Raw genomic sequence first — 15,239 nt, forward strand, 5'->3', positions numbered from 1 at the left:
GGCCCGCGGCATTGCCTTGCCGTCAGCGCAATTGGCGGTGACGCAACGGTTCATTGCCGAAGTCCCCGCCGGGAAGAGAGATCGATGCCGCGTCAGTTCCTGTCGACCGTTGCCCTCGTCGCCCTCGCCGCAGGCCTCGGGGCCTGCAGCTCGTCGCGCCTCGACGGGCCGAGCCGCGGCAGCCGCGCCGGCCTCGGTGCCCAGGCCGCCCTCGAGCCGGTCGCCCCGGCCATGCCCGCCGGCCCGGTGACGTCCGCCCCCCTCGCGCCCCCGCCCGGCGCCAGCGCCGCCCCTGTCGACGCTCCGCCTCCGGTGGGTGCGGACGTGGCTCTGGCGCCGGCCCCGGTCGTCGCCGAACCGGTCTACGTGCCGCCGCCGGCTCCGCCGATCGTGTCGAGCGGACGCTCCTCGGTGGTGGGAAGCTGGAATGCCAAGGACGCCACGGGCGCGACCTGCAAGGTCTCCCTGTCGAGCGCCCCCGCCCTCGACCTCTACAAGGCGAACGCCTCCGGCTGTGCCAACAAGGATCTGGCGAAGGTCACCGCCTGGGATTACCGCGACGGCGAGGTCTATCTCTACCAGCCCGGCGGGACCGTGACGGCCCGCCTGCGCCAGGGTGGGGGTGCGTTGGACGGAGCGCTCTCCAAGTCCGGCGCCTCGCTCGCCCTGGCGCGGTAAGGACTTACGTCATTGCATGAGAAAACCCGTATAAAGTCTTGCCAGAACTGAGTTTCAGGGCGTAACCCGAAGCCCCAATAGCCAGGTATTGGCGCTGAAGCTCGACCCGGCGGAGCTGCTGTCGATCTGCTGGTAGATGTAGCTGCCGCGCAGGGAGAGCCAGCGGTTGAAGCGGTAGTCGAGCCGGGCGGTGGCGGAGAAACCGCGCTCGGTGATGTTGACCCGGTCGTAGTCGCTGGCGAGGTAGCCGCCGCCCAGGGTGATCGACAGGTTGCGCAGGAGGTCGTGCTGCACCTCCAGCGTCACCGCCTTGGTCAGCACGCCGCTCGATCCCGGAACGGCGGTCTCGATGATGCCGGTGGCCGCGTTGAGCCGCACGGTGGTGAGCGGGCTCGCCGTCCAGATCAGGGCCGCGTTGACGATCGGGGCGGTGAGGTCCTTCAGGCCTGGATCGACATAGGTCCGGTGCTGGAGGCCCGCCGAGACCTCGCCGCTGACGAAGCGGGTGAGCGCCACGCGGGCGCCGCCCGTGACCGTGATGCCGTCGGAATTTCGGCGGATCCCGTTGGAATCGGTGCGGAGGTCGTAGACGCGGGTATCGGCCAGGACGTCGACGAAGGGCGAGATGACGGGCGAGATCTCGTAGGAGGCGCGCAGCCTCAACCCGTACTGGTTCAGGTTGCGGTCGCTCTGGTTCAGGATCGCCCCGTTCGACAGCGTCGCGCTCTCGAACTCCGACCGGTCGATGAGGCCGCGCAGGGAGACCTGCAGCCGGTTGAACGTCTCGGTGACGCCGATCGTCGTGCCGTAGCTCGCCACGATCGGGCGGTTCGACAGCGTGGCGTTGATGTCCGGCGAGCCCGGCCGCTGCGTCTCGACGAGGAAGCGGGTCTCTACGTCGACGGTGGTGCTGCGGTTGGCGTCGAGGCGCAGGCGAACCGTGCCGGCGCCATTGGGCCGGCTGGCGGCCTGGTTGTCGGGAAAGTCGAGATAGCCGCCGCGGAGTTCGCCCGCGAGTTCATGCGAGGACCAGTCGCTGCGGAAGGCGAGCTCGCCCTCGGTGCGCAGGGCGAGCGACCCCTTGGCGCGGTCGGCGGTGATCTGGTCCGGATTGGTGTCGTAGCCGACGCTCTGCTGGAACACCGGCAGGAAGGTGAAGGTCCCGAGCTTGATGCCGAGGGGGGCATAGGCCTCGTCCACCACCAGCGGCCTGCGCAGGGCGGCGCCGAGGAAGGCGCCCGGCGTGCCGATTCCGGCCAATGGCAACAGGGTCAGGGACGGCGCCGGGGGCGGAGCGGGCGAGGGGGTCGGCAGCGGCGCACCGACGACGGCATTGCGGATCACGGGTGTGAGGCGCAGGTCCGGCGGCGGCGTCTGCACGATGGAGCGGACCGGCCGCGTCGTCGCCACGCCGAAGCGGCGCGGCGGGATCGCGCGCAGGCGCAGGAGATCGGTGGGATTGCGGTTGTTGCCGGCGCTCGTGGCCGGACGCGCGACAGGCGCGAGGGAGCGCCGTCGGGCGGGGGTGCCGGCCGAACCGTCATCGGTCTGTGAGACAGCGCCCTCGCTCGGGAAGGCGGCGCCGGTGGACGCATCGCCGGAGGCACCGCTGCCGCGCAGGGTCGGGCCGCCCGTACTACCCGCACCCGTGGCCGAGGATGGATTCGTGCTGCCGAAGGTCGGTGTGGCGGGTCGCGGCGTCGGGCTCGACTGGGCCTCCGACTGGCTTCCGGGCAGGGCGACGGCAGCCGTCAGGATCAGGCCGTGAAGCCCCCTCCTGCGCCATCCTGCGATCGGGCCTGCACGCATCACGGACGAGTGTCTCTCCGCGGGTCCCCGCCTCGAGCGGTGCGCGCGACAGGACCGCTGCCCGGGATGTTTCACGGACGTCCCTTCGCGCATCCCGGACCGGCGCGACGGACGCGGCGGCCGAAGATCGTCCCGGGGGATCGCGCCCCCTCGGGACGCGGCCAGACCAATGCGGGACGGCTCCTCGCCGACCCCATCGTGGTAAAAGAACAGGGTTAGCGTTGTCTTAAGACCGCATCCTCGAGTGGGTGGATCGAGGCAGGGACTGACGGAACCGGCACGGTGGGACGGACGATCACACGGGGGCGAGCAGCGGCCCGCTCAAGCGGTCCGACCAGGTCACCGACGATCCCGGTGCGGCGCGCTCCATGGCGTTCAATGCGTCGACGAGTTGGTCGGCCACGGCGAAGGCAAGCCCGACCTGCCGCAGTCCTTTCACCCATGCCGGTCGACCGGTTTTGGTGTCGAAGACCGTCCACCTGTCGAGGCTCCGGTCATCGGAATGAAGGTCGTAGGTGATGCGGCAATCGATGAACATCGGTGGTCCACATGGTGGTGGTCAAGATCGCGGCCCTGGATCACGCAACCCCTACCATCCCGTTCAATCCTGCCATCCCCCATATGGGGTATGACGACTGTCCCGCCGGCGGATCGACGCCTCGGGCAGAAGCGGGCCGCGTCAGCCGAGGCGGTGATAGGCCTTGAACCAGCGCACGAAGGCCGGGATGCCGACTTCGATCGGCGTCGTCGGGACATAGCCGAGGTCGCGGGCGATGGCGCCGAGATCGGCGTAGGTCTCCCTCACGTCGCCGGGCTGCATCGGCTCGGATCGGCGGATCGCAGGGCGCCCGCAGGCCTCCTCCAGCACGTCGATCATGCGCAGGAGCGGCACGGACGTGTTGTTGCCGATGTTGTAGAGCCGGTGCGGCGCATGGCTGCCGCCGGCCTTCTCCGCGCCGTTATCGGGGGGCGGATTGTCGAGGCAGGCGAGGATCCCGCTGACGATATCGTCGATGTAAGTGAAATCCCGTCGCATCGCGCCGTCGTTGAACACGCGGATCGGCTCGCCCGCGAAGATGGCTTTGGTGAACAGCCACAGAGCCATGTCGGGCCGTCCCCATGGCCCGTAGACGGTGAAGAAGCGCAGTCCGGTCTGGGGCAGGCGATAGAGATGGGCGTAGGTTTCGCTCATCAACTCGTCCGCCTTCTTGGTGGCGGCATAGAGCGAGACCGGATGGTCGACGCGGTCCTCGACCCGGAAGGGCAGGGAGGTATTCGCGCCATAGACCGAGGAGGACGAGGCATAGGCGAGGTGCGCCACGCCCCGGTGGCGCGCGAATTCCAGGATGTTGAGGTGACCGACCACGTTGGCCTGAACGTAGGCGCGCGGGTTATCGATGGAGTAGCGCACCCCGGCCTGCGCGCCGAGATGGACGATCCTGTCGATCCCATGCTCGTCCAGCCCCCTGTCCAGGGCCTCGTGATCGGAGAAGTCGATGGGCAGAAAGCGGAATGCGTCGCCCCGGCGCGTCGCGAGATCTTCGATCCGGTCCCGCTTGAGCGCGACGGAATAGTAATCGTTGAGATTGTCGATGCCGATGACCGTCTCGCCACGCGCGAGCAGGCGATCGGCCACATGGTAGCCGATGAAGCCCGCGGCTCCGGTCACGAGAATCGCCATTGTCGGGTCGAGGCCTCACCGTCGCCCGGACCGCCTGCCGACGAGGCCGGCGGCGATCCGGAAAGGTCCGTTCAGAGTCGCTCGTAGAGTTCCTTGAGGCGCCCGCGATAGATCTCGGGGCTGTATTTCGCCGCCTGAACCTTGCCCATTTCGGAGAGGCGCCCGCGCAGGTCCGCATCCGAATCCACCGCGCGGATCGCGTCGGCGATGTCGCGGGTGTCGTAGGGGTTGATCAGCAGGGCCGCGTCGCCGGCGACTTCCGGCGTCGAGCCCTCCTTGGAGGTGATGACCGGGGTGCCGAGCAGCATGGCCTCCAGCACGGGAAGGCCGAAGCCTTCGTAGAGGGAGGGGAACACCACGCCCTTGGCACCGCGGATGAGGCTGACGAGGAGCGAGAACGGCGCGTAGTCGAACCGCCGGATGCGGTCGCGCTGGTAGGTCATGTTGTCGATCTGCTCGAGATACGAGTTCGTCGCCGGATTGATGAACTTGAACTCGATATCCGATTTCCAGGCCGCGCCGCCGACGATGACGAGTGGCGCCGAGACCTGGCTCGCGAGATAGGCCTCGACGAGGCGGCCGACGTTCTTCTTGGGCTCGATGGCGCCGAAGAACAGGAAGTAGCCCTTGTACGGCAGGCCGAAGGCGCCCTCGATCTCGCGGCGGACCACGTCCTCGGGCTTCTCGGAGAACTTCTTGGGGATTTCCACCGACTGGTAGGTGTTGGTGATCCGGTGCTCGGGGCAGCCGAGCAGGTTGATGATGTCGCGGCGCGAGGTCTCGGACACGGTGACGATGTGATCGGCATCCTTCACGATGCGCCGCATCAGGCGCAGGTAGCGCCGCTTGATGTCACCGGTGGTGAAGGGCAGGCGCAGGGGCACGAGATCGTGCAGGGTGTAGATGTTCTTGGCGCCCGGAATCCGGATCGGCAGAGGATAGGTCCAGTGCATGATGTCGGGCGTGCGCAGACCGCTGACGCGCAGGGTGCGATTGTAGGTCTTGAAATAGGAGAGCGCGACGTCGAACAGGTTCACGCTGTTCCAGATCTGGTCGAAATACGGCATCCGCGATTCGAACGTCTTGCTGATGACGGTGCCGGTGATCGGCACCTTCACCGCCCGCCGCCCGAGCGGCGAGGTCATCTGGTCGCGCAGGTAGCGCAGGATCACCAGCCATTGCGGCGGGATACCCACCGCCGGATCGAAGAACGAAATCTCGCGAAGCAGCGGGTCGAGGCCCGGAGATGCGCGGGTCCCGTAGAGGACATCGGTCCGGTAGCCGAGCTCGTGCAGCTCGTAGCTCAGGTTGCGGGCGTAGGTGGCGACGCCGGTCCCCTTCTCCAGGCCGAGATTGTACCCATCCAACATCACACTTTTAGGCATTCCGGACTTCCTCGGATGGTTCTGCGATGGGGTCGTTGGCGATAGGAATGAAAGACTCGGACCACATGCGATTTCACGCGCCGGTAGCTCGGCCCCTCGTGCCGTCCGAACTCCGTTCCTCCTCCTCGGGCGCTGACGCCTCCAGGAGGACGGAGTTCGCCTCTTCTCGATCGCCGCGTGGCCTCGACGATGCGACGCGTCCCGTAGGACCGGACGCCTAGAACTTCAGCGCCTTGAGCACCTTCGGCTCCACCGGCCAGGGGGTCGCCTCGAACTCGACCGCCTTCGGCAGCGGGAAGGCTTCGAACAATGCCTGGGGCGAGTAGGTCAGGGGCCGCCATGTGGCCTTGATCCAGTCGACGGCCTTGTCCCATTCGGGCTTGGCGCGCCGCTCCAGGCAGAAGGCGTTGAGGCGGGTCACACCGGCGCCGAGATAGAAATCCCGCACCCGGTGATCGACCCTCTCCTCATCGTCGTCGAGCTTGAGTTCACGGCCCTCGCCCTGGCCATAGGTGGCGAACCAAGCGCTGGGAATACCGTAGCATTCCGCGATCACGAGACCGTGGAGCGAGGTGGAGAGGATGTGCCGGCAGGACACGATCTCCTCGACCTTGGCGCGCAGGGACGATGCGTCGCGTTCGGTGATCGTGTTGATGATCCGGATATCGCCCTTGCGCTCGGGGGGGATGCCGTAGCGCGTCATCACGTCGATGACGGTGGCGGCGGGATCCTGGGAGGCGAGCTCGGTCAGGTGGACGATGACGCCGATCTCATGGGTCTTCGCCACATGGTCCATGGGCCAGAACTTGGGCAGCAGGTAGACCGGGTCGCCGTAGATCTCCGGCACCGCGATGCCCTGCGCCCTCAGCACCGCGCCGGTCTTGGGCCCGCGCACGGCATGGACGTGGAACTCGGTTCCCGCCGGACGCTGATAGGGCGCCTGGTTCGGATTGCCCGGGCAGCGCTGGGCATCGAGTCCGGTGCCCCACATATGCACCGTGCCCTTGCTGATGGCGTGACCGATGGTTCCGACCGCGACGAGGCGCTCGGAATTGCTGTCGAAGGCCGCATGCCGCACGACGCGCCCGGAGATGGCGGCAACCATGACGGCGCTCAGCGCGTCACCGAAATTGGCATAGGGAAATTTCTGCGAACTGGCCGCCCAGGCCAGGGGCACCGAACCGGGCGGCAGGGTCGATTTAATGCGCTTCAGGAGAGCGACGGAGCTCTTTTTTTTTTCTAGCTTCGCCGCAGCATCTTCGCCAGCCGGCTCGGAGACAGTCTTTTCGGCCACAGCTCTCGCAGCGGCCTTGGGAGCGCCTTTGGGAGATTCGTCAGGAAATCGGGCGGCGGCCACCTTGGCTCCTCCCGGAAATTCCTTGCGGTCGAGCCGGTTCAACTCGCCGACATCGTGGCGGAGTTTCAGGTCGGTGAGCGCCTTGTGCTCCCAGATCGTCTCGCCGGGCGCGGCGGAGATGGGGCTCAGATCGACCGGGAAGGCGTTGATCAGGGCATCGCCATCGAAGGTCTTGGGCGACCAGCTCTTGTCGATGGCCTTCATGATCGCGGGCCAGTCGCTCGGCTTGGGCCGGGGCTGATTGTAGACGTCGATCTTCGGCAGGCCGAGGCCGGTATAGAGATCGACGATGCGCAGGTCGACGTCGCCACCGGGGGTGAGCTCCACCGATTGCAGCCCGTCCTTGCTCAGGCTCGGCGCGAAATACAGGCAGGGAATGCCGTAGGATTCTGCGATCACCATGCCGTGCAGGCTGGTGGAGACGATGCGCTCGCAGGACAGGATCTCGTCGATCTTCGACTGAAGCGCACCGACATGCAGTTCGGTGACGGTCGTGATGAGATGGATGTCGTCGGCGAGTTCGGCCGGAATCCGGAACCGCGCGATCTCCTTGCGCGGCACCGCCTCCATCTCTCGGTTGGCGAGTTCCGACAGGTGGAGGATGACGCCGAGCTTGTAGCGCTTCTTGACCGTCGGCTTGTAGAATCGAGGCAGCAGCCAGACCGGGTCGCCGTACGGAACGGCATGCGAGAGGGTCTTGGCCGAGAGGAGCGATTCCGAGACCGGGCCGCGGGTGGCGGTCACGGTGAAATGCGATTCCGGGGACGGGACGAAGGGCTTCTTCTCGGCTGCCGGAGCGGAAGGGTTGGCCCAGTTGGAGCAGCCCGTGCCCCAGAACCAGACCTCGCCGTTGGCGAAACCGTGGCCGATCGTGCCGACGCAGGACAGGCGAGGCGCGAACGACTTCATCGGCGCCCTGCGGATCGGCTTGCCCGAGAGCAGCGCGATCATCACCGGGCTCAGAGCGTCGCCGAAGTTGAGATAGTTCATGTCCAGGGTCGAACCGGCCCAGGCCAGCGGAATCTCGCCTTTCTCACGCACGTACCGGGTGATGGATGTCGCCATAGATCACGTCCTTGGTTCTTGGATTCTCTAAAACGAAAACAATGATCGTATCGTGATGGTGTGATTCAAATCCGCCAGAATCGTCAGGACGCTCTCGTATTCGTCCCACCGCAACCAAGAATACGGGCTGCGAAAAAATGCCATCGCCGCTCGAGTGACTATATTCCCGGCAGTTCGGCGCGTTCGCCGCCCCTGTCCTGTCGGCGGACGCCGAGGTCATCCTGCATTTGAGTGCCTGAATGCCAAGCCCGCCAAACCTCCCAAGTCATTGGTGCGCCTGATTAAGGCTGATTCCGCGGGGTGTCCAGGCCGAGAGGTCGCGGCATCGGCAAAACCGCAGGATGCCATCGGTCTCGCTCCGGCCGGCGAAAGGCGGGGAGGGGACGAGTGCCATCACGACGTGGTCTGAGGGACGCGCTGCCGCGCCGCGTCCGACTGCGGCGCGACGCGGCGCGGCGGAGCGGGGAGCTTGGCGACAGAGGCGGCCTTGGCCTCGTCGTCCACGCGCTGCAGGGCCGCCAGGATCTGCCGGCCGGTCTCCGTCCAGGTAGCGGGCCTATAATTCCTGTCGATCTCGCGCTCCTTCTCCCGGAGCAACTCGGGGTCGGTGGCGTAGGCCTTGATCTTGGCGACCCATTCGCTCGTCAGATGGGGCAGAGCATAATCGACGAAATGCTGGCCGACCTCGGGCAGGGAGGTGGTCTTCGAGACGATGCCGAACTTGCCGAAGCTCAGGGCCTCGGCCACCGGCAGTCCCCACCCCTCGTAGCGGGAGGGAAACACGAACATCTGACAGTTCTTGTAGAGCGTCCGCAAAGCCAGGTCGTCGACCTTGGCGAGAAAGTGGAGCTTCCGCGCCAGCGGAGTCCGCCTGACGATGGCGCGCAGCATCATGCGCTTCTTGCGCTTGCTGTGCCCGACGCAGACGAGGCTCGGGGCCGCCTCCTCGTTGCCCTTGAACGCCAGCGACCAGGCCTTGATGGCGACGCGGTGATTCTTGCGCGGGTGCACCGACGAAACGTAAAGGATGTAGGGCTCCTTGACCTTCAGCGGCTTCGGCGGGGTGTTGTCGCCGATCTGGGACACACCGAAATTGAGCGTCACGATCCGCCCGCAATCGAACCCCTGATAGGCAATGAGCGCGTCCGCGGTGGCGCGGGACGGCGTGAAGATCACATCCGCCGTCTCGAGCACGAGGTCGATCCAGCGCTTGAACGTGGCATGGGCCGACCGGAACGTGAGCTTGGGCCGCTCGATCGGCAGCATGTCGTGGACGAGGACCGCCTTGCGACAGGAGATGTCGGCGGATTTCAGCGCGCTGACGATGCCGGCGTAGTTCGAGCGCGACCAGCTCGCCCCGAGCATCACCAGCCACGGAGCCGACCGGGGCATGGAACTGTCGGCCGCCGCCGCCGGCTGGTTCTTGAAGATGCGGACATAGCTCAGTTCCTCCACCGCCTTGGCGACGAGGGAGCGGCCCTGGACGGTGTTGGTTCGGCCATACGCTTCGATCAGTTCCAGCATCGGAGCACTGATGGGAGCGAGCCGCCGCTTGAACGGCGTGATGCCGATCGGTGTGATGACGCAGTCGAGATCGTCCGCCTGGATTGCGCTGGTGATTTCGTAGACGACCCGCTGGATCCCCGTGATAGGAAGCCCTCTTTTGAAGAAGGACACCAGATCCGTGTAATCCATCAAGATGTTCGGAGCCGTCATGGAACCTGCATTTTGGTTCCGACGATGGACAGGCATCGCCGCATGACATGCATCCTTCTCTGACCGCCCCCGGAGTCAGCGATTCTCGCCATCGTTCGGAACGCCCCGCCTCTTTAAAAACGCAGTGGCCAAGTGCGTGCACGACGCGTCGAAACTATGACCTCATCCCACTGCCGGACGAGGCTACTTCATCGCACCAACCGCGCATAGCCGGTCAGGCCGAAGGCGGCCCCATCGATCTCGATGGCAGGCATCACGGCGACAAGGGAAGTGCTGGGGAGAAAAGGTTCACCACCCTCATCCGGCGTCTCGTCCGGCACAGCCGGGGAACGGAGAAGGTATTTGGCTCCCCGAGTAGGACTCGAACCTACGACAAAGCGATTAACAGTCGCTTGCTCTACCAACTGAGCTATCGGGGACCACGGCGGGGTCTCTACACACGGCTTTGGCGGGACGCAAGGCCTCTTCGCATATTTGTCGGCTTTGTTTACGGCCTCGCCTCCGTTTGGCCTCCTGTCGCGGAATCCCCGTTGCGGACCCGGCCCGGGCTCTGTAAGAGACCCGACACCCCGGATCGCCCGCCCGATCCGGAGGCGCCATTCCTTCCTCGATGGGATGTGGCCGAGGCCTCGTGGCGGAGTGGTTACGCAGAGGACTGCAAATCCTTGCACCCCGGTTCGATTCCGGGCGAGGCCTCCAAATCTTTCTCGATCCCCTATTTTGCAAGGAAGAGCTCCCGGTCATGGCCGGGGCGCTTCATCCCGTCGGCTCGGTCCACCCGAACGAGCGCGTCACCGCCTTGCCCCAGGCGGCGTAGAGCCGGTTGCGCCGGCCCTCGTCCATACGCGGGTGCCAGCGATGGTCGACGCCCCAATTGGCCACGAGATCGCCGGTGCCGGCCCAGTATCCCGTGGCGAGCCCCGCCGCGTAGGCGGCGCCCAGCGCCGTGGTCTCCGTCACCTTCGGTCGCAGCACCGGCACGGCGAGGAGGTCCGCCTGGAACTGCATCAGGAGGTCGTTGCAGACCATGCCGCCATCGGCCCGCAGTTCCGTGATCGCAATTCCCGAATCCGTCTCCATCGCCTCGATGACCTCGCGGGTCTGGTAGGCGGTGGCCTCCAGGGCGGCACGGGCGATATGCCCCTTGTTGGCGTAGCGGGTGAGGCCGGCGATGATGCCGCGCGCGCTCTCCCGCCAATGCGGCGCGTAGAGGCCCGAGAAGGCCGGCACGAAGTACACGTCGCCATTGTCCTCCACGGTGCGGGCGAGGGGCTCGATCTCGGCGCTGTCCCGGATGAGGCCGAGATTGTCGCGCAGCCACTGGACCAGGGCGCCCGTGATGGCGATGGAGCCTTCCAGCGCATAGACCGGCGCCTCGTCGCCGAGCCGGTAGGCGAGGGTGGTGACGAGGCCGCAGGTGGAGGGCACCGGAGCCGTCCCGGTGTTCATCAGCACGAAGCAGCCGGTGCCGTAGGTGTTCTTGGCCTTGCCGGGCGAGAAGCAGGCTTGGCCGAACAGGGCCGCCTGCTGGTCACCGAGGATGCCGGCGATGGGCACCCCGGGGAGGGCGCCCCGCGTCTCGCCATAGACCATGCTCGAGGAGACGATCCTCGGCAGCATCGCCCGCGGAATGCCGAAGGCCGAAATCATGCCGGCATCCCAGTCGAGGGTGTCGAGGGCCATGAGCTGGGTGCGGCTGGCATTGGTCGCGTCGGTGATGTGGAGACCGCCCTGCGGGCCGCCGGTGAGGTTCCAGACGAGCCAGGTGTCGATGGTCCCGAACAGGACATCCCCGGCCTCGGCTGCCGCGCGGGCACCGGGCACCCGGTCGAGGAGCCAGGCGAGCTTGAGGCCGGAGAAATAGCTCGCCAAGGGTAGGCCGGTGAGCGCACGGAAACGGTCCTTGCCGCCGTGGCGGGCGAACTCGGCCACGAGCCCGTCCACCCGCGTGTCCTGCCAGACCAGGGCGTTGTGGAGCGGGCGCCCGCTGGCGCGATCCCAGATCAGCGTGGTCTCGCGCTGGTTGGTGATGCCGATGGAATTGAGATCGGACGGCTGCAGCCCCGCCGTCTCCAGGGCCTCGCGCATCACGGTCCGGGTGTTGCGCCAGATCTCGTTGGCGTCGTGCTCCACATGGCCGGGTCGGGGGTAGATCTGCTCGTGCTCGCGCTGGGCCACCGTGATGATCGCGCCGCCGCGATCGAAGACGATGAAGCGCGTGCTGGTCGTGCCCTGATCGATCGCCCCGACATAGCGCGACATGGCCGTCTCCCCTTAAGCAGGTTTCGCAGAAGTGGCCCCCCGGTTCTGCGATAAAAACCCGCGACACAGCAAAGAGCGAAGCCGGGCGCGCGTCCCCGGTCAGGCCGCTTCGGCTTTGGCCTTGGCCTCCATATAGGCTTCGAGCCGCGCCCGTCCCTCGGGCGGCAGGTGCAGCCCGAGCTTCGAGCGGCGCCAGAGGATGTCCTGAGCGCTGCGCGCCCATTCCCGGTCGATCAGATACGCCACCTCGGCCTCGGTGAGCCCTTCCCCGAAATCCGCCCCGAGATCGGCGAGGGTCCGAGCCGTGCCGAGCAGGCTGTCCGTGCGCGTGCCGTAGGCCCGGGCGAGACGCCGTGCCATCGCGGGTGGCAGGAAAGGCCTGCGCGCCATGAGGTCGGCGAGGAACCCCTCGAAATCGGCACCCGGCATGTCGCCGCCCGGCAGAACCGCATCGCCGGTCCAGGCGGGCTTCATCCCGGGGCGATAGGGGGCGAGCTTGGCCAACGCGTGTTCGGCGAGGCGCCGGTAGGTGGTGATCTTGCCGCCGAAGACCGAGAGCACGGGCAGGCGGCCATCCCGGTCGGAGACGTCGAGGACGTAGTCGCGGGTGACCGCGGAGGCCTTCGCGGCGGCATCGTCGAAGAGCGGGCGCACGCCCGAGAAGCTCCAGACCACGTCGCCGGGATGGATCCGAGCCCGGAGCGACCGGTTGATGCAGTCGCAGAGATAGAGGGTCTCGTCCTCGGAGATGCGGACCGGCCCCGGTTCGCCGGAATGGGGCACGTCGGTGGTGCCGATGAGGGTGAAAGCGCCCTCGTAGGGGATCGCGAACACGATGCGCCCGTCCGGCTGCTGCAGGATATAGGCGTGATCCCCCTCGTAGAGCTTGCGGACGACGATGTGGCTGCCCTTCACCAGCCTGACCGCCGCCCGGCTGGCAAGGCCGAGCGTGTGCCCGAGGGTCTCGCTCACCCAGGGACCGGCCGCGTTGACGATCATCCCCGCATGCACGGCCTCGCTGCGGCCAGTCCCCATGTGGCGGATAGTGACGACCCAGGATGTCCTGTCGCGACGGGCCGCTTCGACGGTGGTGCGCGTCCGGATCTGGGCCCCGCGCTCGCGCGCATCCATGGCGTTGAGCACCACGAGGCGGCTGTCCTCGACCCAGCAATCAGAATAGGCGAAGCCCCGCGTCAGACGCGGCTGCAGCGGCAGGCCGAAATCCGAGCCGGGGAGAGTCACCGAGGCGGAGCCGGGAAGGGCGCGCAGGCGGGCGAGATGGTCGTAGAGGAACAGCCCGAGCCGCAGCATCCAGGCGGGGCGCAGGCCCTCGTCATGCGGCAGGACAAAGCGCAACGGCCAGATGATGTGGGGCGCCAGCCGCAGCAGGCGTCCGCGCTCGGCCAGAGCCTCCCGCACCAGCCGGAACTCGTAATGTTCGAGGTAGCGCAGGCCGCCATGGATGAGCTTGGTGGAGGAGGACGAGGTGAATTCGGCCAGATCCCCACGCTCGCAGAGCATCACCCGAAGGCCGCGCCCCGCCGCATCGCGCGCGATGCCCGCGCCGTTGATGCCGCCGCCGATGACGAGGAGATCGTAATCGCTCGCGTCCAAGCCGTGACCTCTCTCTCCCCATCCTCGAAGCCCTCCCAATGATAAGGGGGACAGGTCGAGCCGGCACGGCCGCCCCCGTCAGGAATGCCCGCGCCGGAGATCGCGGGATCGGGGATATCGGCGACCGGCCCGGATGGAGACGACACGAGAAGTCATCGGACCTCAAGATGTTTTCACTAATACCGGCCGACGATGAGGACGACCATCGGTCGGGATCGGCGCCGCTCGGTATAAGGGCTAAAACGGCATATCCGGTTCGACAAGCCGGCCTTCCGGCACGATCCTCCCCATTCGACCGGCCGCCATGCGTCCGGACGTTAGGGAACCCGCTCGAGGCACGGAGCATGCGCGGGTCGACTGCCCCGCACGTCCATCAGGCCTCGATCTCGCACGCCTCCACGGGCCGCATTTCCACGGGGTACGGGCGACGCTGGCCCGGAAGTGCGGACCGCTTGCCGCTCCGACGTGACAGGCGCCCCGTGACTCCGGCCAAACGCAACACCGGGATTCCTTCCCGTCGAGCGATCGCCCTGTTTGGCTTCATTCGGGTGGTTGACCGGACAGGAACAGTGCCTTATGCGAACAACCTCGTTCGGAAGCGCTCACGAAGCTTCCGGCCAAGCTCGGAGAACGGCGGCAAAAGCGCTGTTTCTTTCACGGGTTCGTTGGGGGATAGTTTAACGGTAGAACAGTGGACTCTGACTCCTCTAGTCGAGGTTCGAATCCTCGTCCCCCAGCCACTGTCACACCTAAGTCATTCAGATCATTGAGCTCCTCGCGCAGTCGCCCTGCGGTGTGAGCCTGTTGCTACACACTGCTGCTACACAAGGCACCCAGCCAGGTGCCGAAGGAGCGGAGTGGCACCGATCGCGAATGTCGTCCTGCGTGGACGAACCTTTCATTTCCGCCGACGCGGCCCGACCGGCCTGCAGCCGAAATTGCGCCTCACCGAGATGGTGCGCAGCCTTGGGACATCGGACGGGCGGACTGCCAAGCTAAGAGCCTGTCAGCTATACGTCGCGTCAGAGAATATCTTCTCGACCCTGAACGCGACGCCGATGCTGACCGACGCCCAACTCGCCCGCCTCGTACAGGATTTCTACGGGCTGATTCTCGATCAGGAGAACCAGGGGCGTCTGACGCGCGGTGCAATCCCGAACGACATCCGTGAGCGCCGTGTCGCTCAGTACGAGACGATGGCGGCGCGGAACCGGGAGGCGCTCGCGTGCAACCGACTGGAGGAGGCGGGCTTCGTCACCGCCCAAATGCTCAACAAACAGGGCATTAAACCCTCCAACCTAAGTCCGGCGGAACTTTCCCAAGCGCGGCAGGCGATGCTGCGCGCAGGCATTGACGTGGCAGAAGCGCTCAAGGCCCGCCACGAGGGCGACTTCAACTTCGAACCACGCGACAAACTTTTGAAGGCCCAGTTGGAGGCGACACCCCCTCCACCGCATCTCTCCGAGCAAAGCGCATCGGCACCGACGCCCGCGTCTGAGCCCGAGCCCGAAGCAATGCATGAGACGCCCGACCCATTATCTGTAGTTGGCGCGGCCTTCCGTACTACACAGGTGGTCGTGTCCCAGGGTGTGGTGTAGCTTCAGGGTGGTCATCGGCGGTTGCCGGGTAGGGTCGGGTTGCGACGACCAACCCCGAACCCGAGAGAACCCCC

The 15,239-nt window shown here is 66.5% G+C and carries 10 protein-coding genes and 3 tRNA genes; 4 read left to right on the forward strand and 9 right to left on the reverse strand.

Annotated features, from left to right (window positions below; all coding sequences use genetic code 11):
* Nucleotides 1-84: 84 nt before the first annotated feature.
* Nucleotides 85-678 carry an AprI/Inh family metalloprotease inhibitor gene (locus tag ASF34_RS06135; protein WP_018043853.1) on the forward strand — a complete coding sequence of 198 codons (594 nt, stop codon included), beginning with the start codon at nt 85-87 and terminating at the stop codon, nt 676-678.
* 54 nt (nt 679-732) lie between these two features.
* Here the strand turns inward: ASF34_RS06135 and ASF34_RS06140 are convergent, their stop codons facing one another.
* The 7 genes from ASF34_RS06140 to ASF34_RS06170 form a co-directional block, all read right to left on the reverse strand.
* Nucleotides 733-2,487, reverse strand: a complete 1,755-nt coding sequence (locus ASF34_RS06140) for an outer membrane beta-barrel protein (RefSeq protein WP_056159726.1) — start codon at nt 2,485-2,487, stop codon at nt 733-735.
* 295 nt (nt 2,488-2,782) lie between these two features.
* Nucleotides 2,783-3,025, reverse strand: a complete 243-nt coding sequence (locus tag ASF34_RS06145) for a hypothetical protein (protein ID WP_018043849.1) — start codon at nt 3,023-3,025, stop codon at nt 2,783-2,785.
* Nucleotides 3,026-3,166: 141 nt separating this feature from the next.
* Nucleotides 3,167-4,168, reverse strand: coding sequence for an NAD-dependent epimerase/dehydratase family protein (locus ASF34_RS06150; protein WP_056159730.1), 1,002 nt, complete (start codon nt 4,166-4,168; stop codon nt 3,167-3,169).
* 71 nt (nt 4,169-4,239) lie between these two features.
* Nucleotides 4,240-5,553 carry a glycosyltransferase gene (locus tag ASF34_RS06155; RefSeq protein WP_238254165.1) on the reverse strand — a complete coding sequence of 438 codons (1,314 nt, stop codon included), beginning with the start codon at nt 5,551-5,553 and terminating at the stop codon, nt 4,240-4,242.
* A gap of 217 nt (nt 5,554-5,770) precedes the next feature.
* Nucleotides 5,771-7,975, reverse strand: a complete 2,205-nt coding sequence (locus ASF34_RS06160) for a polysaccharide pyruvyl transferase family protein (RefSeq protein ID WP_056159734.1) — start codon at nt 7,973-7,975, stop codon at nt 5,771-5,773.
* A gap of 393 nt (nt 7,976-8,368) precedes the next feature.
* Nucleotides 8,369-9,670 carry a glycosyltransferase family 4 protein gene (locus ASF34_RS06165; protein ID WP_244478912.1) on the reverse strand — a complete coding sequence of 434 codons (1,302 nt, stop codon included), beginning with the start codon at nt 9,668-9,670 and terminating at the stop codon, nt 8,369-8,371.
* A gap of 364 nt (nt 9,671-10,034) precedes the next feature.
* Nucleotides 10,035-10,110 (reverse strand) — tRNA-Asn (locus ASF34_RS06170).
* A gap of 206 nt (nt 10,111-10,316) precedes the next feature.
* Here ASF34_RS06170 and ASF34_RS06175 point away from each other — a divergent pair.
* Nucleotides 10,317-10,390 (forward strand) — tRNA-Cys (locus tag ASF34_RS06175).
* A 57-nt stretch (nt 10,391-10,447) separates the two neighbouring features.
* Here ASF34_RS06175 and glpK read toward each other — a convergent pair.
* Both glpK and glpD read right to left on the reverse strand, forming a co-directional pair.
* Nucleotides 10,448-11,953: a glycerol kinase GlpK gene (glpK, locus tag ASF34_RS06180; protein WP_056159741.1), complete on the reverse strand. Its 1,506-nt coding sequence runs from the start codon at nt 11,951-11,953 to the stop codon at nt 10,448-10,450.
* A gap of 99 nt (nt 11,954-12,052) precedes the next feature.
* Entirely contained in the window at nt 12,053-13,567 is a 1,515-nt protein-coding gene (gene glpD, locus ASF34_RS06185) for a glycerol-3-phosphate dehydrogenase (protein ID WP_056159744.1), read from the reverse strand.
* 666 nt (nt 13,568-14,233) lie between these two features.
* On the opposite strand from glpD, the gene ASF34_RS06190 reads away from it, so the two are divergent.
* Both ASF34_RS06190 and ASF34_RS06195 read left to right on the forward strand, forming a co-directional pair.
* Nucleotides 14,234-14,307 (forward strand) — tRNA-Gln (locus ASF34_RS06190).
* A 117-nt stretch (nt 14,308-14,424) separates the two neighbouring features.
* On the forward strand, nt 14,425-15,165 hold the full coding sequence (locus tag ASF34_RS06195) for a DUF6538 domain-containing protein (RefSeq protein ID WP_200913216.1): 741 nt from the start codon (nt 14,425-14,427) through the stop codon (nt 15,163-15,165).
* Nucleotides 15,166-15,239: the final 74 nt, after the last annotated feature.

The sequence above is a fragment of the Methylobacterium sp. Leaf106 genome (assembly GCF_001422895.1).
Classification (GTDB): Bacteria; Pseudomonadota; Alphaproteobacteria; order Rhizobiales; family Beijerinckiaceae; genus Methylobacterium; species Methylobacterium bullatum.